Consider the following 25,241-nt stretch of genomic DNA (forward strand, 5'->3'; position numbering starts at 1 on the left):
CTCCCTCAATCAGGCCCGGGCAAATTGTCGTATAAGGTGATTGGACATTGGCAGTTTCCTTGCTTTGGCTCCGCCAGGATCTGCGATTGAGAGATCATCCCGCTTTGCTTGCCGCGGTTGCAGACGGCTCAGTTATCCCAGTCTATGTCCTGGATGATTCTGGCCCTGGAACTCACCCGATAGGTTCGGCACAGAGATGGTGGCTGCACCGCAGCCTGGAGCGACTGGACGAGGGCTTTCGGGCCCTTGGCAATCGCCTGATCCTGCGTCGCGGCCGTGCAGAGGATGTCCTACCAGGACTCGCAGCGGAAACGGGCGCGACCCGGGTTCATGCCCTGCGCCATTATGAGCCGTGGTGGCAGCGCGCCGAAAACGAGTTGAGCGTCCGGATCGATACTGTCCTCCATGAGGGCAATCATCTGTTCAATCCGCGATTGCTGCTGAACGGTTCAGGAGAACGCTATCGCGTCTTCACGCCCTGGTTCCGAAAGCTGCTGGAACATATGCCACCTCCTGCACCTCTGGCTGCTCCTGAGCATGTCCCGCCACCGTCAATCTTTCCGCATAGCGACAGGCTTGATGAATGGACACTTCTGCCCCGGCGCCCCGACTGGTCGGGCGGATTCAACGTATGGACACCGGGAGAGGAGGGCGCTCGGGCCGCTTTCCGGGCCTTCTTGCCAAAACTTGGCGCCTATGAGGACGAACGCAACTTCCCGTCGCGACCCGGCGTGTCGCGGCTGTCGCCGCATATTCATTTCGGCGAGATTTCTCCCGCAACGCTTTGGCATCATGCCGCCAAGCAAGCAGGCGAAAAGGCGCGGAGCTTCCTGAGCGAAATTGCATGGAGGGAGCATGGCCTCAATCTCGTCGATCAGTTTCCGGACTATGCGACACGCAATGGCCGGGCATTGTTCGATCGCTTCCCCTGGCGTGATGGGCCGGAAGCTGAGGCCGACTTTGCGGCCTGGACGCGCGGTCTGACAGGCTATCCTGTTGTCGATGCGGGCATGCGCGAACTTTGGCAGACCGGATGGATGCACAATCGGGTGCGCATGATCACCGCATCCTTCCTCATCAAGCATCTCCTGATCGATTGGCGGCGCGGCGAACAATGGTTCTGGGACACACTTCTTGATGCCGATATCGGTGCAAACGCCATGAACTGGCAATATGTCGCCGGGTCGGGAGTCGACGCACCCGTTTTTTCACGCATGATGGCGCCGTTCCTGCAAAGCCCGAAGTTCGAAATGGCCGACTATATTCGCACATATGTGCCCGAACTGGCCCATCTTCCGGATGAGACAATTCATATGCCTCATGAACATGGCTGCACGCCTCCAGGCTATCCCTTGCCGATTATTGGGCATGAGGCAGCACGGGCCCGCGCGATGGCGGCATGGGACGCCTGCCGCGGCCAATGAGCGGGAAGAATGCAGTCATCTTCGGCGCGTCCGGGGGCATTGGGGCAGCAATCACGACCCAGCTTCGCCGATCAGGGGGCTTTGCAACCGTGTCGACAGGCACGCGCTCCGAGGGTGGCGATTTCCGTTTTGATCTGACGGACGAGTCAAGCATCGCCGCTGCTGCCAGCACCATTGCGGAAACGGGTCCCGTCGATTTGGTCATTGTCGCAACGGGCGTCTTGCACACTGAGAGCGGCGATGGGCCCGAAAAATCCTGGAGGATGATCGATCCTGCGCGGATGGCGCACGTCTTCGCCCTCAATACGATCGGCCCGGCTTTGATCGCCAAGCATGTCCTCCCGCTTATGCACAGGGACAGGCGCGCGGTTTTTGCCGCCTTGTCTGCGCGTGTCGGTTCAATCGGGGACAACAGGCTGGGTGGCTGGCACAGTTATCGTGCCTCCAAGGCAGCGCTCAACATGCTTATCCGGACATTCGCCGTAGAGCTTGCTCATCGCAATCCGGATGCCATTGCGGTCGCGCTTCATCCCGGCACGGTTGAAACCAGTCTGTCTGCGCCCTTTCAAAGCAACGTGCCGAGCGAACGACTCTTTAGCCCTCAGATATGTGCAGAGGCGCTCTTGTCAGTTGTCGACGGATTGACCCCGAAGGACAGTGGCGGCTTTTTTGCCTGGGACGGTCAGTCAGTTCCCTTCTGACCAATGACAAATAGGCGCAATCAGCTCGCTCGCACGCGATCAAGCGCCCTGAGAAAGGCGATCATTTCTGCTCGCGAGCTCACGGTCAATCGTGAAATGCTCGGCCAGATTGACCAGGACCTGCCGATCTCGACGCCTTGCTTGCGGAAGGCCTCTCGCATCGATTTGGCTGGCGGGCCGCCCCAGTCAATCATCACCATATTGGCTTCGCTCGGCAGGACAGTGTAGCCGCGCCGTCGGATCTCTTCTGTGACAAAAGAACGGTTTGCTTGGAGCTCAGCCCTGCGTTGCGCGATCGTGCTGGCCTCTCCCAGACTCGCGGTAGCGCAGACCAATGACGGCAAGGGCAGGGAGCCTGATTGCACATCCCCGTCATAACGCTGCATCTTCGCGATATTCGCCGGGTGGGTCAGCGCATAGCCCATGCGCATTCCCGCCATGCCGAACAGTTTTGAGAAGGTCCTGAGCACGATCACGTCGTCACTCTCGGCAAAAAGCTTGGTGGCACTCGGCTGCGTGGTGAAATGGATATAGGCCTCATCGACCAGAACCTTGGAACCCGCAGGCTTGTTTCTGACCAGCCAGACAATTTCCTCCAGCGGAGTCACGGTCCCGGTCGGGTTGTTGGGCGTGCAGACGTAAAACAGGCCGGCGTCCGGACCGGCGGCAAGCATGGCCTTTACATCATGCCGATAGTCAGACGTGAGCGGCACCTTGCGCAAGGGCACACCCAACCAGGTTGCGGTATCCCAAGCGAGCTCAAAGGTCGGGTCGGCTGTGACGACGCCCCGCGTCGGAGAAGCAAAGGTCACGACCGCACGACTCAGCGGGTCACTCGAACCGGGCCAGGGCGAAATATGATCTTCCGGCACCTTGTCGAATGTAGCTGCGGCGCGGATGAAGGCCGCGCGTTCGCCGTCTGGCTCATAACGGTTGCAGCGCGCCAGCATGTTGCGCGCCGCTTCAATGCCGGCGGGCATAGGCCCAGTCCAGCATTCGTTCGAATCCAGCATCAGCTTTGAAGCCGGTTTGGCCGGTGCAGCCGCCCAGGCGGGACGCCCTGCGCTCGCAGCCAAGGCCCCGGTTCCAAACACCGCAGCGATGCGTCCTACATCGCGTCGATTGAAGCCGCGCTGGAGCAGGTCGGCCTCGGCATTGGTGTCGTGTTCTTGCTGGCTCGCCATGTTTCGCTTCCCCCATGCGTGCACGAGGAAGACTAGGTGCCTTGCGTCGGGATACAAGCCCTAAAAGCTGGATTGCCTTGGTGACCCCTACGGGAATCGAACCCGTGTTTCAGCCGTGAAATCAAGTTATTCAATGATTCCAAATACCCTTCCCACACACGCTATGCGTGCCGGAGTTCTGAATCTCGCGAATTACCAAGGCATGTGGGAAACAATTTACAGCTCAAATGGCGATGCTCTTGCCGATATGCACCAATCGCTACGCATTTAGGAACATAGGGCCTTGTTGAATCGCGGCTAGGGGTAATTTTTTGTCAAGGCTTGCGACATTGCGAGCTATTTGTAGCTGCCCATGAGATTGCGTTCTCCAGCAGCCTGACATGCTGCGGCTGACTGTAGGTCTCAGGTAAATGGCCGATTGCAGAATAGAACATTCGGCCTTTCCCGATGCACCGGGTCCAGGCAAGAGGATGATCAGCGCCCATGTCGAGTGGTTCGCCAAAACGGCCCTGGCGTCGATAGGTGCTTTCATCGAGACTGAGCACGACTTGAGCACCCGTTGCTCTTGGACTGGATTTGAACGAGTACCACTCGTCCGTCATTCGCCATTCGGAGGGAAGTCCTTCGGCGAGCACGCTGCTCTGGTTTACGGTGATGCGCGCCTCCTGAAACTGCGGATTCATCGGATGGCCCGCAAATCGCGCTCCGATGAGGGTGTCCGGATACCAATCCCAGAAATATATGGGATCACCCGCAGAGCCATGCACTCCGACGAAAGCGCCGCCGCCGTTGAGGTAGTCCTGAAAGGCCCGGCGTTGGCCAAGCGTAAGCACGTCACCAGAAATGTTGTTCCAGATCACGGCATCGAAATGTCCAAGGGTCGCCGAATTGAAGGCTCCGCCCTTGTCGGTGATCGCCAACGTCCAGCCTTTGCGCTCTGCCATCGCTATAATCGCTGCATGCGCGGCGTTAACCGAGGGCGCGTCGCGAAATCCGTTGATCTTCTCGAAGAGAAGCAAGCGCGGCTTCTTGCCCTTTTGAAGGGCGAATCTGGGTCGGTCGTTATCGTAGCGGGCGCAGCGGGCGATCTTGTCCGCGTGGGAGACGGGAAGTGCGCGCAGCTTTCTGTCGAGGTCCGGCAGGATCTTGAGATCGACGCCAGCAAAGGCTGCGGCTTCCTTGATGGTCAGGATAGACGCAAAGCTGGGTGGCTTCGTCCCAACGAACACCGGGTCGCCCTTGCTGAAATCCTGACCAGTTGCCAGTTCTGCCAATCTGCGTGCCTCAGCATTGAGCAGAACGTCGATGAACGGGCTGTTGATCGAAAACGGCGCATCGCGGCCCGCGCAATCAAGCATTGGTGGCGCCTTGGCCTGAGCCGGCGCTGGAACCAGCCAAGCAGAAGAGACGGCCGCAAACGCAAGTGAAAGGGCCCGAACGATCCTCATAATTGCTGCTCCTTGAGCAATTGCACGGCGTGGTCTGCCGCGCGAGCCGAAAGCGCCATATAGGTCAGCGAGGGATTCTGGCAGCCAGATGAGGCCATCGCAGATCCGTCTGTGATGAACAGGTTCGCGACTTCATGTGCCTGGTTGAACTTGTTGAGCACTGAAGTCTTTGGGTCGTGGCCCATTCGCGCGGTTCCCATTTCGTGAATTCCCAGGCCCGGCAGCGCTGCTTCTTCGGATTGATTGATGACTGTGCCACCTGCCGCTTCGAGCATGGCCCGGCCATCGTCCAGCACCTGCTTGATCATCGCCTTCTCATTTGGGCCGATTGCATATTCAACATGCGGTATTGGAATGCCCCACTTGTCCTTGCGGCTGGCGTGAAGAGTCATGCGGTTGTCAGGATTTGGCAGGACTTCTCCGAAGCCCGCGACGACCGCGACCCAAGGGCCGAGCGTATGGGCACGGGCCTTCACCTCCGCTCCGACAACGCCCGGCTTCAGCGCAAGCTCCTTCCAACCGGCGCGGAAGACTCCGCCTTGATAGCCGTAACCGCGAACATAGCCCGCTGCATCTTCTGTCACGTTGCGGAACCGCGGGATGTAAATCCCCGTCGGGCGGCGTCCATGATAGTAGCTGTCTTCGGGTCCCGGAAACATCGCGATCGTCGCCAGCCCATAGATGTGATCCATTATGTTGCGGCCAACCTGATCCGACCCATTGGCCAAACCTCGCGGATTGGCCTCACTGGCGGAGTTGAGGAGGATCTGCGCCGATCCCAGTGTCGAGGCGTTGAGGAAAAATATCCTCGCCTCATAAGTGCGACCTTCGTTCGTCTTGGCGTCGATCACCTTGACGGCAGTCACTCGGCCCGTCTTCGGATCATGAACAAGGGAATGCACAATGGCATCGGTTACAAGCGTCAGGTTTCCTGTCCGCTTTGCAGCCGGAAGCGAGGAGGTGAGCGTGGAATGCATCGCGCCGAAGCGGCATCCACGTTCGCAGATTGAACGGGCCTGGCAGCTGGCGCGACCCAATTCTATGTGCTGAGGCTGGGCCTGCGACAGGTTGGCGACACGACCTGAAATCACCTTTCGTCCAGGAAACTTTTGCTCAACGGCCGCCTTGAAGAGCTTTTCCGCGTCATTGAGTTCAAATGCCGGCAGGAATTCGCCGTCGGGCAGTTGCGGAAGGCCTTCCTTGGAACCAGCCACACCTATGAACTTCTCAACATGATCGTACCAGGGCGCCAGGTCGGCATACCGAATGGGCCAGTCCACGCCGTGACCGTCCTTTGCGTTGGCCCCGAGGTCCATTTCCGACATGCGATAGCTTTGACGACCCCACATGACTGAGCGCCCGCCGAGGTGGTCGCCCTTGATCCACGCAAATGGCTTGTCTTGTGGTGTGGAAAGGGGCTGCTCGCTATCCTTGGCGAAAAACTGCTTCGTCGTCGGACCGAATGCATAGCACATCGATTGCATCGGCCAATGCTCGGCCACCTCGTCTTCGGGAACCTTGTTGCCGTTCGGCAATTCCCAAGGCATCAGATGATCCATATAATCCTTGTCGGGATCGATCATCTTGCCGCGCTCGATCATCAAGACCTTGAGGCCCCTCTCGCACAATTCCTTGGCAGCGATGCCGCCACTCATGCCGGAGCCAATCACGATTGCGTCGAACATCATGTCAAAAAGCTCCAAAAGTGATGGCAGGGCGAGTTTTTGGCGTAACTTTGACCGAGGCTGTCCAGCCGCCCGGAACGTGCTCATAGACCAGCTCTTTGGTCAGTCCGATTTCACTGAAGTAATAGAGAACCGCCACGAGTTCCTTGAGCTTGGCATAACCGTTGTCGACCACCGATACGAGTGGCACGAACGGGTTGCCCTTCGGCGCATCCGGCGGAGGCGGCACGTCAACCAGGGCGGCCTTGTCATGCCCGGAAAGGAAGGTCTGACGATCCGCTGCGGACAGTTCGGCAAAGCCCTTGCCCTTTGCCTTGCGGGCCGCATCGTCCAGCCGCTGCAGTGCCCCTGAAAGTTCGTCGCGCGTCTTCTGCGAGGCCCAATCCGTAAACATCTGCGCCAGTGTCTTTGGAACCCCGGCGGCCAAGGCGCCCGGCGTGTCCGTAACCGGGATCAAGGTGTCAGCGAAGGCGTTGAGCGTCTCAATCTCATTGCTGCTCAGCGTCGCTGGCTTGGAGGCGCCTGGCAAGAAGTTGCACGACGAAACGGTCGTGGCCCCAAGCAGCAGCATGGCGTGCTGCATGAGCGCGCGCCGATCCATCGAGAAACCATTCATTGTCATTCTCCTTCCCCGGCCCAGCATTCATGAATATAGCGGTGGCCTTCGGTGTAGACCTCTTCTTCGGAAGCAAAAAACGGCCGCCAGACGCGGGTTGCCGCGGCAAGGTCAGGCACGGTTCCGCCGAATGCTTCGATCGTCAGCCAGTCCTGATAGCCAAGGCGTTTGAGCGCAGCGATCGTCTCGCGAATTTTCGCCTGGCCCTTTCCGGGCGTGCCGCGGTCATTCTCGCTGATGTGGACATGGCGAAGATGGCCTTTGGCCCAAGCAGATTCCACAGCGCCGACCGAGTCCTTTTCTTCAATATTGGCGTGGAAAGTGTCGAAATGAATCCCGAAACCGGGTTCACCCAACAGGTCGAGATAGTCGCTCGCCTGTTCGCATGTATTGAACAGATAACATTCAAAGCGGTTCAGCACTTCCAGCGCGCAAACCAGCCCCGCGCCAGCGGCGATGGGCGCGACGCGGCGATGGACCTCTGCGCACCGTTCATATTCAACGGGCTGTGGCCCCTGTCCCGAAAAGACGCCGAGCGGCTGGTACCAAGGACCTGCCATCACTTCGGCCCCCAGCGCCTCGCAGCATTCGATCACACGAGAGAGATGATCAAATCCCGCCTGGCGCACGGCGGGATCGTTTGAGATCGGACTGCACGCCTTGCTTGGAATTGTGGCCGTTACCGTCCGGGCTAGACCGAGATCATCGAGGATCGACGCCAGATGGCGGTAATGGCCCGGGTCCGAGGCGTCAAAGATCGGCACTTCGACCCCGTCGAAGCCCGTATCCCTAAGCGCCCTGAACAGGGGAACGTGAGCCTCGGTGACATGCCCGGTCCAAAGCAGCAGGTTCATCCCGACCTTCATTTTGTCTTTCGTCCACGCTCGAAGAACCAAACAGCGCCGAATACGAAGAACAGCAGCACGGGGATCACTGCGATGGTCTGGAAAGAGGTTTCGGCGGCATGAGCCAGAACGGCGTGAAGTTCGGGCGATCCCTTTTGCAACGTTTCGAAAGCTTCTTTGCCTCCAGCCTTGGCAAGCTTTGCCTCGTCATAGATTTGCCCCAGTTTGGGCAAGACGAAATAGATCGCCAACGCCCCCGCAAACCCGACCAGCCCGATACCCCAAGGACCACTGCGCGGAAACCTGCGAGACACTGCTGCAAGCATGGTCGGCCACATGAAACACACGCCAAAGGCCCAAAAGGTCGCAGCAATCAACGCGGTAACTGGCGAATTGGCGGTGCTCAGGAGATAAAGTCCCAGCGCGGCGGGCACCGTGCATATGAACAGCAATCCCATGTCGGACAGTCGATGTTCCAGCGCGCCGGCAAAGTGGCGCATCACGAACATGATGGCGGATACATAGACCAGCACGAGGATCCCCGGCATCCCGACCGTTTCGGAAAGTGTCACATCAACCCAGGCGCCCGGTGCCAATTCTGCAGACGCTGTCAGGAACATGATGGCAAAAAAGACCCAGAAAGTGGGCCGCTTGAACGGTTCGGCGAGCATTTCGTTGAAGCTAACACCCTGCACCGCACTTTCGGTCTGCGGAAAGTCGAGCCGACTGGCCCAAAGCCCGAGCACGGCGCCGGGCACCATTGGCAAGACGATGGCAATCCGCCAGTCGAGGTGCAACTGTTTGAAGATCACAACGCTCAGCAGGCCACCCAGGATGATTCCCGCTGGCCACCATGCGTGGAGACTGTTCAGCTTGCCGGTCTTGTCGTCTGCATAAATTGTGGCGGTTACGGGATTGATAGAGGCTTCGGTTGCGCCCCATCCAAAGCCCCAGATCACCATCGCGACGTTGAGCAACGTATAGACCGAGCTGCCAGTCCCCGCTGCCAGCAGCACAAGCGCCGGGCCTGTAACGAAACAGAACGCAGCGAACATCACCACCTTCTTTGCGCCCAGCCGGTCAAGGAGCGGACTTAGCACAAGCAAGCTCAACGCGAAGCCAAGGAATGAACTGCCGAGGACAGACCCGATCATCTCGCCCGAATGCTGAGCGTCGATTGGATCGAGCATGGCTGTCTTTATTGCCCCCGCCGCGCCAGCGCGAAGCGAATTGGCGAGCGCTGCCGTGAAGAGCGCGAGCACGCATGCCCAGTAGATCGCCTTCCGGTTGCCCGTTTCCCGGTCCATCCATCCATCTCCTCGTACAGCCCTGATAGACCGATTCTGACGGTGCTTAACAGGTCGCCGCTTCGTGTCACAGAGAGGAGTGATGGTTTCGGTTTGCCAGATTGGGAGCTATCGATACCGCCGGATCGATCCCGCGCTCTGCCTCCATGAAATTGATCACTGACCGGGCAACCGGCTGTTCGGTGCGTCGCTGCTCAGGTCGATCCAGCAATCTCAGTCGGCCCAGTAAAGCGCTTCGGGATTGTCGACGAGAAGCAGACGTTGAAGCCGCTCTGTCGGGGCAATTCGAGGGATCATGTCCACCAGATGTCCATCGTCTGGAATGGCATCCTGCATGTTGGGATGCGGCCAATCCGTCCCCCAAAGCGTTCGAGTGGGATAGTCGTTCACGAGCGGCGCGACCGCGTCGGCAAACAGGTTCCAGGGATCGCCACTCGGGTCAAGCCTGTCTGGGCAGGTTGCCTTGAACCAGATGTCCTCGCGGCTGTCCAGCAAGCGTCGAAATGCGCACATGTCTGGTCCGGCAGGGCCCTGGCTCAAGTCCGGGCGACCCATATGATCGATCACCAGATGTACAGGGATACTGTCCATGAATGGTCGAAGGTCTTCAAGAATGTCGGCCTCGAAGTAGATCACGACATGCCAACCCTTTGGCAGGCGGCGTGCGACTTCAAGGAACTTGTCCTTTGGCGCATCGTCGACAAGACGCTTGAGGAAGTTGAAGCGAATTCCCCGGATTCCGCCATCATGAAGCGCCTGCAACTCTTCGTCCCCTATGGTCGGATCAACCACAGCGACTCCGCGCGCCTTCCCGTTGCTCCGTGCAATCGCATCAAGTGTTGCGGAATTGTCGGTGCCATGACAGCTCGCCTGAACGATAACGTTTCGATCGAAGCCCAGATGATCCCGCAGCTTGAAAAGCATCTCCGGACCGGCGTCTTCGGGTAAATATTTGGCTTTAGCACTGAACGGAAACTTCGCCATCGGGCCGAAAACGTGGCAATGCGCATCAATCGCGCCTGCGGGAGGCACGTAACGCGGCTTTGAGGGGCTGCCGTGCCAGGATGTGATACGCTCGCCGTTCATTCGAAGACCCATCCATCCATCAGCTTTCTTGCCGTGCGAAGAAGCGCTGCCGAAACGACGGCTCCCGCTTCGTCAACCTCCAGGACGCAACTGAGTTCGCCGGTCGGGTGCTCGACCGAGAGAGTCTTGCGGCGGCCTTCAGGCACTGTTGCGACCGCCGCTGCCGGTGTGCCCGGAATCAAGCAGGCGGTTGCGACGCTGACGGCGCCAAGCACGCCGATCGATGCGTGGGCGCGATGCGGGATGAAACTGCGCACGCACACCGATCCGCCATTTTTCGGGGGGGCAACGAGCATCATTTTGGGGACAGACTTTTCCGTCACGTCGCCCAGGTTCATTCGCTGACCGACCGCAAGGCGGATCTGCTCGATCCGGGCCTTGAGTTCGATATTTGCGTCGAGCCAATCGCGATCCTCATAGCCGGTGATGCCGACGTCGGCAGCCTTCATCACGACGCATGGCATGCCGTTGTCGATCAGGGTGACGGGCACGCCATTGATGATGTCGACTGCGTTGCCACTTGGGAGGAGCGCGCCACAACTCGAACCTGCGGTATCCAGAAATTTGGTCGGGATGGGTGAATGGGTACCGGGAACGCCATCGATCGAAGAGTGGCCAGCATAGGTGACCTTGCCACCGGGCGTCTGCACGGTTGCTTCGGCCACCTGGCCCGTGTTTTCCATGAAGATGGTCACGCAGGTTTCATCCCCGCTTGCTGTCACCAGACCGCGCTCGATCGCAAAGGGGCCAACGCCGGAAAGGATGTTGCCGCAATTCTGCATGTCGGTCACAATGGCCTGATCGACGAAGACCTGCAGGAACAGATAATCGACGTCGACGCCCTCGCGGTTCGACTTGCTGACGACTGCGACCTTGCTTGTCAGAGGATCCGCCCCGCCCATGCCGTCGATCTGGCGCTCGTCCGGACTGCCCATGACGCGCAGAAGGAATCGATCTCTCTCAGCTGGATCCTGCGGCAAGTCATCTTTGAGAAAATAGCCGCCCTTGGACGTGCCTCCTCGCATCCACATGCAGGGAACGCCGCCGTCAGACATATTTGAGGCCTTCCTTCTCCAACCTCTCACGCATCTTGTACATGTCGAGCCCAAGTTCGCCCGCCGCCAATCGTGCGCGCTTTTCCGATTCATTGGCCTCACGCGCTTGGGCTGCGGCGAGCACCGCTTCTGCGTTGGACCGTGGGACGACGCAGACGCCATCGTCATCAGCGATGATCACGTCGCCTGCCTGGACCAAGGCACCGGCGCAGACCACGGGAACGTTGACACTCCCCAGCGTGTTCTTGACCGTGCCTTGCGCAAAGACCGACTTCGACCAGACGGGAAAACCCATTTCGGTCAGGTCGCGCACATCCCGCACGCCAGCGTCGATCACCAGCCCCCGGCATCCGCGCGCCATCGCGCTGGTTGCGAGGAGATCCCCGAAATAACCGTCTTCGCAGGGGCTGGTCGGTGCGAGGAGGAGGATATCGCCCTGCCTGAGCTGCTCAATCGCGACATGCAGCATCCAGTTGTCCCCCGGTGGCGCGCTGATCGTCACGGCGCTGCCAGCAACGCGTGCACCGGCGTAGATCGGTCGCATATAGCTTGCGAGCAACCCGGCGCGGCCCTGCGCTTCGTGCACCGTAGCAACGCCGCATCGGGCAAGGCCATCGATCGTCTCAAGGCGGGCGCGTTCGATGTTTTGGACGACGATACCACTCATGGCTTACTCCCGACGGTGCTTGCTTGCGCCTTGCTCCGGAGGGAGAACAACAGCCAATGCGAAGTTGGCAAGGGGCATAACTTATTGCTAATCATTTGAATATGCTCGAACGTCCGCCCAACATCCGCCATTTCGCCGCATTGGCCGCAACCGTCCGTCACGGTAGCTTGAGTCGCGGCGCGCGAGCCGTCAATCTTTCACAACCCGCGCTGACCCAGGCAATCAGCGGCCTTGAAACAAGTCTAGGGGTAAGCCTGTTCGAACGTGGCCCCACCGGGATGACGCCGACTGAGCCTGCCTTGCTTCTTGCGCCCCGCGCCGAGGCAGCAATAATCTATGTTGGATCGCCTCGTGTTACAGGCACGCAGGTCCGTGCCTTCCTTGCTGTGGCGCGGGCTGGCTCCTATTCCGCTGCTGCCGAAAAAACAGGGGTCTCATCGGCTTCGCTCCATCGAGCGGTTGCCGACCTGGGGGTCGCACTGGGGCAGCGGCTCCTGGAGAGGCGGGGGCGCAGCCTGTTGCTCACCCAAGCAGGAGAACGCCGGGCACGCGGTTTCAGCCTTGCGATGTCGGAGCTTCGGGCAGGCTTGGCCGAAGTCGCGGCGCTGCAGGGCAAAACGGGAGGTCGGGTCGTTGTCGGTGCCATGCCGCTCAGCCGGGCCCGCTGGCTGCCCGAGGCAATCTCGCGATTTGTCGTGAGCAATCCGGGCGTGGATATCGCCGTACACGAAGGCAGCCACGCCGAATTGGCTGGTCCGCTGCGCGATGGAGAGATCGACCTTCTTCTCGGGGCTTTGCGCGATGGATCCGAGGTTGAGGACCTGGCTCAGGAAGCGGTTTTCGAGGATCGTCCGATGTTGATCATGCGGGCAGGTCATCCGTTGCTGGCTGAACAGGATACGACGGCGGGCCTGCTGTCGTATCCTTGGCTATTGCCCGGCCGTGAAACCCCATTGCGCCGTTATTGGGAGGCAATGCTGCACGCTCTGGGCCGTGACGCTCCGCATATCGGAATCGAGTGCGGCTCGGTCATCATGATCCGCCAACTGCTTCTCGCGGGCGATGCCCTGACGCTTCTTTCTCCGGATCAAGTCGCCGTCGAATTGAAGGCGGGAATTTTGGCAGCGATGCCCACGCCCGTTCCGGTTGTGCGTACCATTGGTATTTCCAGCCGGTTCGGATGGAGGCCCACGCCCATTCAGGCAGCTTTTGTGCAGGCGTTGCGTGAATCGGGCAAAGGCTTCACCGGTTGATTTGCAAAAAGTGATAGCGACAGACATCAATCGATTGGCCGATGCCATGTCTTCGCGCGATTGGGGGCAGCAATGCAGTCGACTATTGCCATAATTGGGTTCGGTGAAGCCGGGTCCACCTTCGCCCGTAGCGCTGGATGGGGGCAACAGGCTTGTGCCTTCGACATTTTGCCGACGCGCGAACGATTGATGGCAGAACTTGGCATCCGGGCCGCAGCGAGCCCGGCCGCGGCGCTGGCCGGTGCTTCGCTAGTGCTTTCGCTCGTGACAGCAGATCAGGCCTTGCGAGCGGCGCAGGAGTGCGCTGCTGCGATTCCAGATGGCCTTCTCTGGTGCGACATGAATTCTGTCGCGCCCGAAACCAAGCGCGCAGCCGCGCGAACCATAGAGGAGGCAGGTGCGCGCTTTGTCGACGTCGCTGTGTTGGCGCCTGTCGAACCAGCAGGGCTGGCGGTTTCGCTCCTTCTTTCCGGCCCCGCGGCGCCCGACGCCGAAACGGCATTGCGGAACGCCGGCTTTCTGAATGTCCGCGTGGTTGGCAATGCGGTAGGCCAGGCGAGCGCAATCAAGATGATCCGCTCGGTCATGGTCAAGGGCATTGAAGCACTAACGGACGAAATGATTGCGGCTGCAAGGGCCGCAGGCGTGGAAAGCGAAGTGCTCGCTTCCCTTGACGCCAGTGACAAACCGCAACCCTGGGCTACTCGGGCGGCATATAATATCGAGCGGATGGCGACCCACGGAAAACGCAGGGCCGCCGAAATGGAAGAGAGCGTTGCAACGCTGCAGTCCTTTGGCGTCGAACCGATAATGACCCGTGGAACAGTGCTTCGTCAGCGACGCGCGGCAAGCGGAAATCCTGCAACATGATCATCGACTGCCACGGCCATTACACCGTATTGCCAAAAGCGCATGACCAGTGGCGCGAGGGGCAAAAGGCCGCTTTCAAAGTTGGCACGGAGTGTCCGCCCTATCCGGCAATTTCAGACGATGAAATCCGCGAGACGATCGAGAGCAACCAGTTGCGTCTGATCAAGGAACGCGGTGCAGACATGACAATTTTCTCGCCCCGCGCGAGCGCGATGGCGCCGCACGTTGGTGACCAGTCAGTCGCTGTGAAGTGGGCGCAGGTTTGCAACGACCTGATCGGCAGGGTCGTCGATCTTTATCCGAAAGTTTTCGCGGGTGTTTGCATGCTGCCGCAATCGCCCGAAGCAGACATGTCGCGTTCCGTTGCGGAGCTCAGGCGCTGCGTCGACATGGGTTTCATTGGCTGCAACCTCAATCCCGATCCCGGCGGCGGACACTTCAAGCACCCGCCGCTAACGGACGCGTTCTGGTTTCCCTTTTACGAAACGATGTGCGAGCTTGACGTGCCTGCGATGATCCATGTTTCGGGATCGTGCAATCCGGCAATGCACGCGACTGGAGCCTATTATATCGCGGCTGACACCATCGCGTTCATGCAGTTGCTGGAAGGCGACCTGTTTGCCCGTTTCCCGAATTTGCGCTTCATCATACCGCATGGTGGAGGTGCCGTGCCCTATCACTGGGGCCGCTACCGCGGGCTGGCCGACATGCTCAAGAAGCCAAGCCTCGATACCCACCTGATGAACAACGTCTTTTTCGACACCTGCGTCTACCACCAGCCTGGCATAGATTTGCTGGCGGATGTGATCGAAAACAAGAATATCCTGTTCGGGAGCGAGATGGTTGGGGCCGTTCGCGGTATAGACCCCACGACTGGACATTATTTTGATGACACCAAGCGTTATGTTGATGCACTCGACATAACCGATGCTGAGCGCCACGCCATCTTTGAAGGCAATGCGCGGCGCGTCTTTCCCCGTCTGGATGCCCAGCTGAAAGCCCGCGGACTATGACGACCTGGGCGACCAACGCATGGTATGTCGCCGGCTGGGATGCCGAAATCGACTCGGCTCCGATGGCACGCACCATTTGCGGTGTCCCGATGATGTTTTATCGTCGGCTTGATCGATCCGTTGTCGCAATGCGCGATGCGTGTCCTCACCGGCTGTTGCCGCTCTCCATGGGTCTGCGCGAAGGTGACTCCATTCGCTGTCGTTATCATGGACTGAAGCTTGGTCCCGAAGGCACGGTTGAAGAGATGCCTCTGAAGAACGACGCACCAAACGGGCGCATTTGCGTCGAGACCTATGCCGTTGAGGAGCGTCACCGTTTTGTTTGGGTATGGGTCGGCGACCGCGACAAAGCTGACGTCGCATTGATCCCCGACCTTTGGCCATGCAGTGCAGATGGTTGGACCTTCGACGGCGGCTATTATCACATCGCTGCCGATTATCGCCTTGCCATTGATAATCTGATGGATTTGACGCACGAAACCTATGTTCATGCCGGTTCGATTGGCCAGGCTGAGCTTATGGAAGCGGATATCGCATGCGAAGTTGATGGTGAGCGGGTCCAACTTTCGCGTTGGATGCCGGGCATCGATGCGCCACCTTTCTGGCGCGGTGCCTTGAAAAAGCCGGGTCCTGTCGATCGCTGGCAAATCTGCCAGTTCCTGATGCCCTCGATCGTAATGATCGATGTCGGGGTGGCGCCTCAGGGCGCGGGCGCGTCGCTGGAACGTCATGATCAGGGTGTGCGCGGCATGGTCATTGACGCAATGACGCCGGAAAGTGAAACCAGCCATCACTATTATTGGGGCATGGCCCGCGATTTCGACATCGACGATGCCGGCTTCACTGCGCGTTTCAAAGCGCAGCAGGGTGGCGTATTCCTTCAGGACAAGGAAGTGCTCGAAGCCCAACAGTCGGCAATACTTGCAAACCCTGATCTCAAACTGGCGGCATACCGCATTGATGAGGGCGGCGTGCGGGCGCGACAGATCATAGCACGGAGAATCCGCCAGGCAGAAGAGGCCGCTCAATGACCAAGGTTGCAGATATTCAAGCCTATCTTGACGAACTTGAGGATATTCCTGGTACGCGGGTCTATACAGCGCAGCGAGCGCGTTTAGGCTATCATCTCAACCAGTTCGCGATGAGCTTGATGAAGCCGGAAAACCGCGAACGCTGGATGGCGGATGAGCGCGCCTACCTCGACCAATGGCCGTTGTCTGAAGACCAGAAACTGGCTGTTCTGGCCCGTGATTATAATCGCTTGCTCGACCTCGGCGGGAACATCTACTTTATGTCCAAGATATTTTCGACCGATGGCATTCCGTTTGCCGAGGCCTGTTCGACCATGACCGACATGACTTTCCCCGAGTATCGCGAAATGATGCTCAAGGGGGGGCGTTCGCCGATCGGCAATCGTTCAATCAAAGGTGGCTATTGATGGCGCGGATCACGGCAGGCGTGGGATCCAGTCACGTGCCGTTGATGGGCGTTGCCGTCGATCAGGGCAAGACCGGGGACGACTATTTCGGTCCCATCTTCAAGGGCTATGAATGGACCAGGGCGTGGGAACGCGAACAGAAACCCGACGTGATCGTGCTGGTCTACAACGACCATGCCAGTGCCTTTGACGCGAATATCATCCCGACCTTTGCGATCGGTTGCGGCGACCGGTACAAGCCTGCCGACGAAGGGTGGGGGCCGCGCCCCGTTCCCGACGTCGAAGGGCATGCCGACCTTGCCTGGCACATCGCACAATGCCTGATCCTTGATGAATTCGATATGACGATTATCAACGAACTGGACGTCGATCACGGCTTGACCGTTCCACTTTCGATGATGTTCGGAACTCCTGCCAAGTGGCCGTGCAGGGTGATCCCCTTGGCAGTCAATGTTGTTACCTATCCCGTTCCGTCGGGAAACCGTTGCTGGGCGTTGGGGGAAGCCATCGCTCGCGCAGTTGCAAGCTTTCCGGGTGACCTCAACGTGCAGGTCTGGGGCACGGGTGGCATGAGCCATCAGCTCCAGGGGCCCAGGGCGGGCTTGCTGAACCGCGAGTGGGACAATCGCTTTATGGATATGCTCGAGGCGGACAACGACCTGGCTCGCCACATCCCGCACATTGAATATCTCCGGGAAACGGGCAGCGAAGGTATCGAGATGGTGATGTGGCTGATCATGCGCGGCGCACTTGGCCAAAAGGTGAAGCGCCTGCACCGTCATTACCACATCCCATGCAGCAACACGGCCATCGGCCACATTGTATTGGGACCAGTTGAATGACGCAGCCACTTCGAATCGCTCTTGCCGGTGCAGGGGCCTTTGGCGAGAAACATCTCGATGGCCTCAAGAATATCGACGGGGTGGAGATCGTCTCGATCATCAGCCGAAGGCTTGAGCAGGCCGAGGAGGTCGCAAGGAAATACGGCGCGCGGCACGCCTCGACGGAACTTGGCGATGCCTTGGCCCGCGACGATGTCGATGCCGTGATTCTTTGCACGCCGACACAGATGCATGCTGATCAAGCCATTGCCTGCATGGAGGCGGGTAAGCATGTACAGGTCGAAATTCCGCTGTGCGACGCTTGGGTTGACGCCGAAGCCGTTCTTGCCAGACAGAAGGCGACGGGCCTTGTTTGCATGGTCGGTCACACTCGGCGCTTCAATCCCAGCCACCAATATGTTCACAAGAAGATAGTAGCCGGCGAATTCGCGGTCCAGCAGATGGACGTCCAGACATATTTCTTTCGCCGCAAGAACATGAACGCCAAAGGTGAGCCCCGCTCCTGGACGGATCACTTGCTGTGGCATCACGCTGCCCATACAATTGATCTATTCGCTTATCAGTCCGGAAGGATTGTCAGGGCGAATGCCCTTCAGGGGCCGAAGCACCCGGAACTGGGTATTGCCATGGACATGTCGATCCAGCTGAAGAGTGAAAGCGGGGCGATTTGCACGCTGAGCCTGTCGTTCAACAATGACGGTCCGCTTGGGACCTTCTTCCGCTATATCGGCGATACGGCCACATATATCGCGCGCTACGACGATCTGGTGAATGGCAAGGAAGAACCGATCGACGTGAGCGGGGTCGATGTCAGCATGAACGGGATCGAACTTCAGGACCGCGAGTTTGTCAGTGCGATCCGCGAAGGTCGGGAACCCAACAGCTCCGTAGCCAAGGTCCTTGATTGCTACCGCGTGATCGGCGAACTTTCCGCTGATCTTGATGCGCAGGACGGCAGGGCCTGAAACCCTGCCGCCCGGCCGGCTAGAATCGGGCGAGCAGGTTTTCGCACCATTCCTGGCGGCCTGATATCTGTTCGGGCGCGCTGTTGCTGGTGATCGCGCGGTCGGCAATTTCGGCCAGGGTTGCGCCGGGCGCGTGGATCATCTGGCCCAATTCACCCTGCCAGCCGGCATAGCGTTCGGCGCGGAAGCGTTCGAGTTGGCCATCCTCGATTATTGCCGCAGCTCGCAATAGGGCACGGGCGATCGTGTCGACGCCGCCGATATGGCCGTGGAAAAGGTCAACTGCATCAACCGATTGTCGGCGCACCTTTGCATCGAAGTTGAAGCCGCCGTTGCCAAGGCCTCCGGCGCGCAACACTTCCAGCATTGCCAGCGTCACTTCCTCGACTGAGTTCGGGAACTGGTCGGTATCCCAGCCATTTTGGGGGTCGCCACGATTGGCGTCGATCGAACCAAGGATCCCGAGCGCACGTGCCATCGCGATTTCATGTTCGAAAGTATGGCCGGAGAGCGTCGCGTGGTTGGCCTCGATGTTGACCTTGACCTCACCCTCGAGACTGAAGCGCTTCAGGAACGCGTAAACGGTTTGCGTGTCGAAATCATATTGGTGCTTGGTCGGTTCGTGGGGCTTGGGCTCGATCAGGATCGTACCGGAAAAGCCGATGCGATGCTTGTGGTCGACCACAAGTGAAAGGAACCGCCCAAAATTTTCCTGCTCAATGCCGATTTCGGTGTTTAGGATCGTGTCGTAGCCCTCGCGTCCACCCCACAAGACGTAATTTGCGCCGCCCAAACGATGCGTAGCGTCCAGCGCGTCACGGACTTGACTGGCGGCCCATGCATAGACTTCAGGGTTCGGATTCGTTGCAGCCCCGGCCATATAGCGGGGGTGGCCGAAAAGGTTGGCCGTTCCCCACAGCAATTTGCGGCCATGACTGGCCTGCAGTTCCTCAAGATGGTCGACGGCCTCGGCGAAGCTCGTGCGGAATTCGCCAATAGTCGTGGCATCGGCCATGACGTCGACATCGTGGAAGCAGTAGAACGGCAGGTCTAGCTTTTCCACAAAACTCAGCGCCGCCGCACGCTTGGCTCTGGCGTTCACCGAATCCATGCTGCCCGTCAGCCACGGCCTCGAAAACGTGCCCGCGCCGAACACGTCGCTCCCTGGCCAGCAGAAGGTGTGCCACATGCACACAGCGAAGCGAAGATGGTCCTCCATTCGCTTGCCCAGCACCATCCGGTCCTTATCGTACCAGCGATAGGCAAGATCATTGCGCGTTTCGGGGCCTTCATAGCGGACAGTATCAAACGGTGCGAAATAGTCGGCTGACATGACGTTTCCTTTTCAAAAGCGTTTTAGCGCTGGATAGGCTGCGCGGAATTTTTCGACTTTTGGAGCGAGGCGTTCGGCAAGCGCCAGGTCGGGAAGGATCGTTTCACGCACCAGCGGTCGAGTGCAGATTTCCGAAGGTTCGGCTCCGGTCGTTGCAATGTTTGCAAGGCGCGCCGCGCCGAGTGCAGGGCCGACCTCGCCACCATCAAGATAGTCGAGCGGCAGGCCAAGAACCGAAGCGAAAACTGTCCCCCAAAATCGAGAACGTGCGCCGCCGCCGATAACCGAAAGCTTCTCTATCCGGGTTCCGGCAGCACGCAGGGCCGCAAGGCCATCGGCATGGGCAAAGGCCACCCCTTCCAACACTGCGACGGCCAATCGTCCCGGATCAGTCTCGTTCGATAGCCGGAGAAAGGCTCCACGGACATGAGGATCGTTGTGCGGTGTGCGTTCGCCCGAAAGATAGGGGAGGAACAGTTCCGGTCCCGCTGCTGCACCGGCCTGCTCTGCAGCAGCGAGCAAAGCCGGTACGTCAAGACCCGTCAGGCCGCCTGCCCAGTCCAGGCAAGAGGCGGCGGACAGGTGTACACTCATCTGATGCCAAGTGTCGGGCAAGCAATGGCAGAACGCATGCACCGCACCGGCCGGATTTGGACGGAAATCGCGGGTGGCAACGAAGATCACCCCGGATGTGCCGAGCGACAGGAGTGCGTCACCGTCTGAAATAACCCCAACTCCCGCGGCTCCCGCGGCATTGTCTCCTGCCCCGGCCGCAACGGGGACAGTGTCCATGCCCCAGCGGGCGGCCAATTCAGCGCGGAGCGAACCGCTGACTTCGGCGCCTTCATAGAGGCGCGGCATATGCTCCCTTGTGAGGCCGGTTGCTGCAAGCAGGACGTCCGACCAATTGCGGGCCCCGACATCAAGCCAGAGCGTGCCAGCGCTATCCGAACGATCGCTGGCCTTTTCACCCGTCAGGCACAATCGGACATAGTCCTTTGGCAGCAAGACCGTCTTGATCTGCTCAAAAATCTCCGGCTCGTGCCGACGCACCCAAGCGAGCTTTGGTGCCGTAAAGCCCGGCATGGCGATGTTGCCGACAATATTGCGCAAATCGGGGACGGACGCTTCAAGCTCGGCACATTCCGCAAAAGCTCGCCCATCGTTCCACAATATTGCAGGTCGAAGGGGCCGATCATCAATTCCCAACAGGGTGGCGCCATGCATTTGCCCGGCAAGGCCTATGCCCTTGATCCCGGCTCTAAGCACAGACGGGAACTGGAGGATCGTAGCTTCGGTTGCGCCCCACCATGCGTCGGGATCCTGTTCGGACCACAGTTCGTGAGGCCGCGAGACCGAAAGCGGAGTAGTGGCCTGGGCAACGACTCGACCAAGCGCGTCCAGAATGACCGCTTTTACCCCCGAGGTGCCAATATCGAGCCCTAGGTACATGGCCGTTCCTATCTGCGCGCATCCTCAAGGATCAATTCGGCCGCGCGCTCCGCAACCGCAATGGCTGGTCCATTTGTGTTGCCCGAAACAGGGGTCGGCATGATCGAGCAATCGACGACTCGAAGGCCTTCGACGCCATGGACGCGGCATCTCTTGTCGGTTACCGACGTCATTGGATCGGTGCCCATCGAACAGGTTCCTGTGCCGTGGAGACCGCACTCGGTCAGTTTGCGCACTTCTTCGACCAGAAGTGCCTCATCCGTCACCTGCGCACCGGGCATCCGCTCGCTGCCGATAAATTGTTCCAGCGCGGGCATTGTGGCGAGTTTTCGGAAAAGATGGAAGAGCTCCAGAGCCTTTTGCTGATCGTAGGGATCGCTCCACATTTTGGGATCGACTTCGGGCGAAATGCGGAAATCGGGCGACGTGACTGTCACCATGCCGCGACTTCTCGGGCGCAGATGATAGCCGGAAAAGGTCAGACCTGGCCGGGGTGTCAGCGGGCTGCCGGGATTTTCGGCCATCTCGTTGATTGTGCGCATCGCGAAGGGGGCCGCAGCGACCTGGAATTCGGGCCAACTGGTCAGCCCCTCGGTTGAGATCAGCCCGGTCAGAGGCATGCCCACGCGGGCCAGCGGACCCGAGCGCGTAAGGAAATAGCGCAAGGCGTTACGGTAAAGCCGCCAGCCAATAAATTCCCGGTTGGTGCCGGGATGATTGCGGAGATCGAACGATACGCCCAACTTTTGGTGATCGGCAAAATTCTGCCCCACGGCGGGGAGGTCGTGAACGATGCCTATGCCCAATCCCTGCACTGCCGCGCCCGGGCCTATGCCGGAAAGTTGGAGAAGCTGAGGTGAGCCATAGACTCCCGCTGAAATGATTACTTCGCCAGCATTATGAACCTCCTCCTGGCCATTCCGCTCACAGCTGACGCCGCTCGCGCGCCCTCCTTCGAACTTGATCCGCTTGACGGCGGCCGGGTTCAGAATCGTCAAGTTGGGGCGGTTGCGCACCGGCTTTACAAAGGCTTCATATGTTGACTGGCGTTGGCCCATGCGGTCGACGGTATATTGAGACCGGCCGACACCAGTGATCCCCGGTGCAGTGATGTCGGGCACTTGCGGCATGCCGACTTGCTCGAACGCGCTCATCAACGCGTCGAACACAGGGCCTGCATAGTCGGAGGGCGTGATCTGCTGTTCGCCGCCGCGACCGCGTCCGGCATGGGCACCGGGCGCGCGATAGTCTTCGAACTTCGCGACGCATCGCGAAATTTCGTCCCAGCCCCAACCGGTCAGGCCTTGCGCGGCCCAATTGTCGTAGTCGCTGGGCATGCCTGGCAAATACCAGGTGCCGTTGATTGCCGAACTCCCGCCCAATCCTCGTCCATATGCGTGCATTTCGCTGCGCCTGCCGGGCTGTTTGGCCACTGGATACGCACGAAAATAGGCAGGGTTGCCCATGATCTTCACAAATCCGCCGGCCATTTTGATGAATGGGTGCTGATTGGTGCCGCCGTCCTCAATCAGGAGGACGCGGGTTTCCGGATTCGCGCTCAGCCGATTAGCAAGCACACAGCCTGCCGAACCCGCACCGACAATGATGTAATCAAACTGGCCCAAGCCCAAACTCCCGATGCAACAATGCATTCTAGAACTAATGTTCGTATTTTTCCAACACGAGGCTTGACCCCATGTCAAGCGCCAATTAGAAACATCGTTCTAATTAAGTGAAGGAGAGTGCCATGCTGCCGGTCGAACGGGTTATTGGAGAAGAGGGGCTTAGCGTAGGTCCGGATGGCCTTCGGCTCGCCATGCGCCTGCCGTGGTATCGCTCACTGCCGTTTTCGACGGTCGAGGTGGCCAGCCTGTCAATCGACGGCGAAGCCGTCGACTTGTCCGCAGCCAATGTGGAGTATGAAGGCGAAAGCTGGCCGTTGGCCGATCTGGGTGAGCAGACCAACGCTTTCTGGTTCGTTCGGGACAGCGCCTTCCTCCATTTGCCCAATCGCAGCGCCACAGCGGGTAGCGAACATAGTGTCGCGCTCACGGTCAACGTCAGCCCTCCATACATTCCCGGCATGAAGCGGGCCAATCCGCAGACCCAAGTTCTGCGCGTCGCCTGAAGGAGATTATAGTCATGGCAACGAATACCGGCCCCCAAGTGGGCGTAACGCTATATTCCTTCACCAATCCCTGGTTGACCCGCAAGTTCGAACTTGATGGTCTGCTGCGTGAAGTCGCCAAGCGCGGCATGGGACCGAATATCGAAATCATCGGATTCCAGTCCTTCAAGGAATTCCCTGACGTCTCGGATGAATTCGCTGAGCAGTTCAAGATGCTCATGGCCGAAACCGGGCTCAACCCGGTTTCATGCGCGATCAATTCAGACCGCTTCCTCCGGCCCGGCCAGCAGCCGATCGATGATGCGTCGCTCGTTGAATATCACAAGCGACAGCTGCGCTCGGCCAAGAAAATGGGCTTCAAACTCGTTCGCTACCAATTTGCGCTGCCGGTGGAACTGCTGCCGCAGATCGCACCCTATGCCGAAGAACTCGACATTCGCATGGGCGTCGAAGTCCACGCGCCGATGTGGTCCGGGCATCCGGCTGTTCAGGCCTATGGCGAAATGTATGACAAGCTCGACACGCCGTATCTTGGATGGATTCCGGATTTCGGAGGCACCGCAAGCCGGATTCCGGAATCAATGTTAAACGCTGCCCGCGCTGTTGGTGCAAAGGAAAGCCTGCTCGACAAGCTCAAGGAAGTCTGGATCGAGCCGGGAATGAGCCATGAAAAGGCAGGCCGTCTGCGCGAATGGGCGATTGCGGAAGGTCATCCGCCGGCACACATCCAGGCTGCAAGCCTTGCCTTCTTCATCCTCGCCAACAATGATCCGAAGAGTTGGGCCGCGCTGGTCGACCGGACGATCCACATTCATGGCAAATTCTATGGCATGGATGCCGACGGGCGTGAGGAAGCGATCGATTATGGAACCATCCTGCCCCTTTTCCGCGATGGCGGCTTCGATGGGACGTTGGTCAGTGAGTGGGAAGGCCACGCCTATCTACCGGATGACGGGTTCGATCAAGTCGAGGCGCATCAGTCGATGTGCCGCCGCATTTTCGCGGGAGGTTAGGCGGGGCTGAGAACTGCGCCCTTCCCTTGTTGGGAAGGGCGCCTCCTCAGTGCCGATCGAGCCAGGCGATATATTGATCGATCCACAAGTCGCTGGTGGTCCCTTTGGCCGCCATGCCGAAACCGTGCGAGCCAGCCGAATAAAGGTGGGCCTCGATTTTCGGGCTCTCGCTCATCCATGACTGCAGCAGGCCGAGGCCGCCCTGGACAAAGAGCGGATCGTCGACGGCAATGGCTAGGAACATTGGCGGTCGTGGTCCACCCTTCACGGCCTGGGTCATCGGCGGATAGACCAGCGCGACATTTTCAGCGAGTTTGGCCTCCGCCTTCCGTTCGAGAAGACGAATCGCGGTGCGGGATCCGGCCGAAAAGCCGACAACGCCGATCGTGCCCGGATCAATGCCCCTTGCAGCCGCCCCGTCGTGGACCATTGTCAGCGCCGCAGCGAGATCGTCAACCGCTGGCGGATCGTCCTTGAGTTCGCCTTTGCCAAGATTTCCGAACAGCTTCGCCATTTCCGCCATGAAGGCCCCATTCTCGCGCGGCGTGGGCAGAGTGCGGTACTTCAGCACGAAGGCGGAATATCCGCGCGCCGCGAGAGCATCGGCAACGCGGAACCCTTCCTGTTCAATCGAGACAAACTGATAACCGCCTCCGGGCACAACGATCACGGCTTTGCCATTTGCTTTTCCGGCCTTGGGAAGCACGGGATAAAGTTGCGGGCAGGTGACATTGCGGACGTTGGTTTGCTCGAACATCCGGTCCCACTGCTCGCTGTCCTGGCAGGTTACTCCGCGCAGCGGCATTGAATGGCGCAACACAGGCTTCACGCTCTCGGGGGGCGGCGGGATCTGGGCTGACGCGGGAAGGGGGGTGCCCAAGGCGGCAAGCGCAAGCAAGACGTGTTTCATTCGGGT

At 59.3% G+C, this 25,241-nt stretch carries 24 protein-coding genes; 11 read left to right on the forward strand and 13 right to left on the reverse strand.

Annotated features, from left to right (window positions below; translation table 11 throughout):
• The first annotated feature begins 47 nt into the window (after positions 1 to 47).
• Together K0O24_RS11985 and K0O24_RS11990 are read left to right on the forward strand one after the other, a co-directional pair.
• The gene (locus K0O24_RS11985) at positions 48 to 1,424 is read left to right on the forward strand and encodes a cryptochrome/photolyase family protein (RefSeq protein ID WP_219892971.1); all 1,377 of its coding nucleotides are present in this window, start codon (positions 48 to 50) and stop codon (positions 1,422 to 1,424) included.
• Positions 1,421 to 2,125 (forward strand): SDR family NAD(P)-dependent oxidoreductase, encoded by a 705-nt coding sequence (locus tag K0O24_RS11990; protein WP_246610979.1) that lies wholly within the window; start codon positions 1,421 to 1,423, stop codon positions 2,123 to 2,125. Before K0O24_RS11985 ends, K0O24_RS11990 begins: the two co-directional genes overlap by 4 nt.
• Before the next feature lie 20 nt (positions 2,126 to 2,145).
• Here K0O24_RS11990 and K0O24_RS11995 read toward each other — a convergent pair whose 3' ends face one another.
• From K0O24_RS11995 to ligK, 9 genes are all read right to left on the reverse strand, one after another.
• Complete coding sequence (locus K0O24_RS11995; RefSeq protein WP_219892973.1) at positions 2,146 to 3,309, reverse strand: aminotransferase class I/II-fold pyridoxal phosphate-dependent enzyme; 1,164 nt, start codon at positions 3,307 to 3,309, stop codon at positions 2,146 to 2,148.
• Positions 3,310 to 3,623: 314 nt separating this feature from the next.
• Entirely contained in the window at positions 3,624 to 4,757 is a 1,134-nt protein-coding gene (locus K0O24_RS12000) for a ThuA domain-containing protein (RefSeq protein ID WP_219892974.1), read from the reverse strand.
• Entirely contained in the window at positions 4,754 to 6,445 is a 1,692-nt protein-coding gene (locus tag K0O24_RS12005) for a GMC family oxidoreductase (RefSeq protein ID WP_246610980.1), read from the reverse strand. The genes K0O24_RS12000 and K0O24_RS12005 overlap by 4 nt, the downstream gene beginning before the upstream one ends.
• A gap of 1 nt (position 6,446) precedes the next feature.
• A complete protein-coding gene (locus tag K0O24_RS12010; protein WP_219892975.1) occupies positions 6,447 to 7,058 on the reverse strand; it encodes a gluconate 2-dehydrogenase subunit 3 family protein in 612 nt (203 codons plus the stop codon).
• 2 nt (positions 7,059 to 7,060) lie between these two features.
• The gene (locus K0O24_RS12015) at positions 7,061 to 7,912 is read right to left on the reverse strand and encodes a sugar phosphate isomerase/epimerase family protein (RefSeq protein WP_219892976.1); all 852 of its coding nucleotides are present in this window, start codon (positions 7,910 to 7,912) and stop codon (positions 7,061 to 7,063) included.
• Positions 7,913 to 7,920: 8 nt separating this feature from the next.
• The gene (locus K0O24_RS12020; RefSeq protein WP_219892977.1) at positions 7,921 to 9,210 is read right to left on the reverse strand and encodes an MFS transporter; all 1,290 of its coding nucleotides are present in this window, start codon (positions 9,208 to 9,210) and stop codon (positions 7,921 to 7,923) included.
• A 213-nt stretch (positions 9,211 to 9,423) separates the two neighbouring features.
• A complete protein-coding gene (locus K0O24_RS12025) occupies positions 9,424 to 10,296 on the reverse strand; it encodes an amidohydrolase family protein (protein WP_219892978.1) in 873 nt (290 codons plus the stop codon).
• Positions 10,293 to 11,351 carry a 4-oxalomesaconate tautomerase gene (locus K0O24_RS12030; protein WP_219892979.1) on the reverse strand — a complete coding sequence of 353 codons (1,059 nt, stop codon included), beginning with the start codon at positions 11,349 to 11,351 and terminating at the stop codon, positions 10,293 to 10,295. Before K0O24_RS12030 ends, K0O24_RS12025 begins: the two co-directional genes overlap by 4 nt.
• Entirely contained in the window at positions 11,344 to 12,018 is a 675-nt protein-coding gene (gene ligK, locus K0O24_RS12035; RefSeq protein WP_219892980.1) for a 4-carboxy-4-hydroxy-2-oxoadipate aldolase/oxaloacetate decarboxylase, read from the reverse strand. Before ligK ends, K0O24_RS12030 begins: the two co-directional genes overlap by 8 nt.
• Before the next feature lie 101 nt (positions 12,019 to 12,119).
• Here ligK and K0O24_RS12040 point away from each other — a divergent pair, with 101 nt between their 5' ends.
• The 7 genes from K0O24_RS12040 to K0O24_RS12070 all read left to right on the forward strand — a co-directional run bounded on the left by K0O24_RS12040 (position 12,120) and on the right by K0O24_RS12070 (position 18,399).
• Positions 12,120 to 13,271: a LysR family transcriptional regulator gene (locus K0O24_RS12040; RefSeq protein WP_219892981.1), complete on the forward strand. Its 1,152-nt coding sequence runs from the start codon at positions 12,120 to 12,122 to the stop codon at positions 13,269 to 13,271.
• A 72-nt stretch (positions 13,272 to 13,343) separates the two neighbouring features.
• Complete coding sequence (locus tag K0O24_RS12045; protein WP_219892982.1) at positions 13,344 to 14,141, forward strand: NAD(P)-dependent oxidoreductase; 798 nt, start codon at positions 13,344 to 13,346, stop codon at positions 14,139 to 14,141.
• On the forward strand, positions 14,138 to 15,154 hold the full coding sequence (locus K0O24_RS12050; RefSeq protein ID WP_219892983.1) for an amidohydrolase family protein: 1,017 nt from the start codon (positions 14,138 to 14,140) through the stop codon (positions 15,152 to 15,154). Before K0O24_RS12045 ends, K0O24_RS12050 begins: the two co-directional genes overlap by 4 nt.
• Positions 15,151 to 16,185 (forward strand): aromatic ring-hydroxylating oxygenase subunit alpha, encoded by a 1,035-nt coding sequence (locus K0O24_RS12055; protein ID WP_219892984.1) that lies wholly within the window; start codon positions 15,151 to 15,153, stop codon positions 16,183 to 16,185. The genes K0O24_RS12050 and K0O24_RS12055 overlap by 4 nt, the downstream gene beginning before the upstream one ends.
• Positions 16,182 to 16,592, forward strand: coding sequence for a protocatechuate 4,5-dioxygenase subunit alpha (ligA, locus tag K0O24_RS12060; protein ID WP_219892985.1), 411 nt, complete (start codon positions 16,182 to 16,184; stop codon positions 16,590 to 16,592). Before K0O24_RS12055 ends, ligA begins: the two co-directional genes overlap by 4 nt.
• Positions 16,592 to 17,434 (forward strand): class III extradiol dioxygenase subunit beta, encoded by an 843-nt coding sequence (locus tag K0O24_RS12065; RefSeq protein WP_219892986.1) that lies wholly within the window; start codon positions 16,592 to 16,594, stop codon positions 17,432 to 17,434. Before ligA ends, K0O24_RS12065 begins: the two co-directional genes overlap by 1 nt.
• On the forward strand, positions 17,431 to 18,399 hold the full coding sequence (locus tag K0O24_RS12070; RefSeq protein WP_219892987.1) for a Gfo/Idh/MocA family oxidoreductase: 969 nt from the start codon (positions 17,431 to 17,433) through the stop codon (positions 18,397 to 18,399). Before K0O24_RS12065 ends, K0O24_RS12070 begins: the two co-directional genes overlap by 4 nt.
• Positions 18,400 to 18,418: 19 nt before the next feature.
• On the opposite strand, the gene xylA is transcribed toward K0O24_RS12070, so the two are convergent.
• Genes xylA through K0O24_RS12085 form a run of 3 tightly spaced genes read right to left on the reverse strand, consistent with a single transcriptional unit; the run spans position 18,419 to position 22,809 of the window.
• On the reverse strand, positions 18,419 to 19,732 hold the full coding sequence (gene xylA / locus K0O24_RS12075) for a xylose isomerase (RefSeq protein WP_219892988.1): 1,314 nt from the start codon (positions 19,730 to 19,732) through the stop codon (positions 18,419 to 18,421).
• Between the two features lie 12 nt (positions 19,733 to 19,744).
• A complete protein-coding gene (gene xylB, locus K0O24_RS12080; protein WP_219892989.1) occupies positions 19,745 to 21,184 on the reverse strand; it encodes a xylulokinase in 1,440 nt (479 codons plus the stop codon).
• Positions 21,185 to 21,192: 8 nt separating this feature from the next.
• Positions 21,193 to 22,809 carry a GMC family oxidoreductase gene (locus K0O24_RS12085; RefSeq protein ID WP_219892990.1) on the reverse strand — a complete coding sequence of 539 codons (1,617 nt, stop codon included), beginning with the start codon at positions 22,807 to 22,809 and terminating at the stop codon, positions 21,193 to 21,195.
• A 122-nt stretch (positions 22,810 to 22,931) separates the two neighbouring features.
• Here K0O24_RS12085 and K0O24_RS12090 point away from each other — a divergent pair, with 122 nt between their 5' ends.
• Complete coding sequence (locus K0O24_RS12090; protein ID WP_219892991.1) at positions 22,932 to 23,312, forward strand: C-glycoside deglycosidase beta subunit domain-containing protein; 381 nt, start codon at positions 22,932 to 22,934, stop codon at positions 23,310 to 23,312.
• A gap of 14 nt (positions 23,313 to 23,326) precedes the next feature.
• Positions 23,327 to 24,325, forward strand: coding sequence for a sugar phosphate isomerase/epimerase family protein (locus K0O24_RS12095; protein WP_219892992.1), 999 nt, complete (start codon positions 23,327 to 23,329; stop codon positions 24,323 to 24,325).
• Between the two features lie 46 nt (positions 24,326 to 24,371).
• Here K0O24_RS12095 and K0O24_RS12100 read toward each other — a convergent pair whose 3' ends face one another.
• Complete coding sequence (locus K0O24_RS12100) at positions 24,372 to 25,235, reverse strand: alpha/beta hydrolase (RefSeq protein ID WP_219892993.1); 864 nt, start codon at positions 25,233 to 25,235, stop codon at positions 24,372 to 24,374.
• Between the last annotated feature and the right edge of the window lie 6 nt (positions 25,236 to 25,241).

This window comes from Aquisediminimonas profunda (assembly GCF_019443285.1).
Taxonomy (GTDB): domain Bacteria; phylum Pseudomonadota; class Alphaproteobacteria; order Sphingomonadales; family Sphingomonadaceae; genus Aquisediminimonas; species Aquisediminimonas profunda.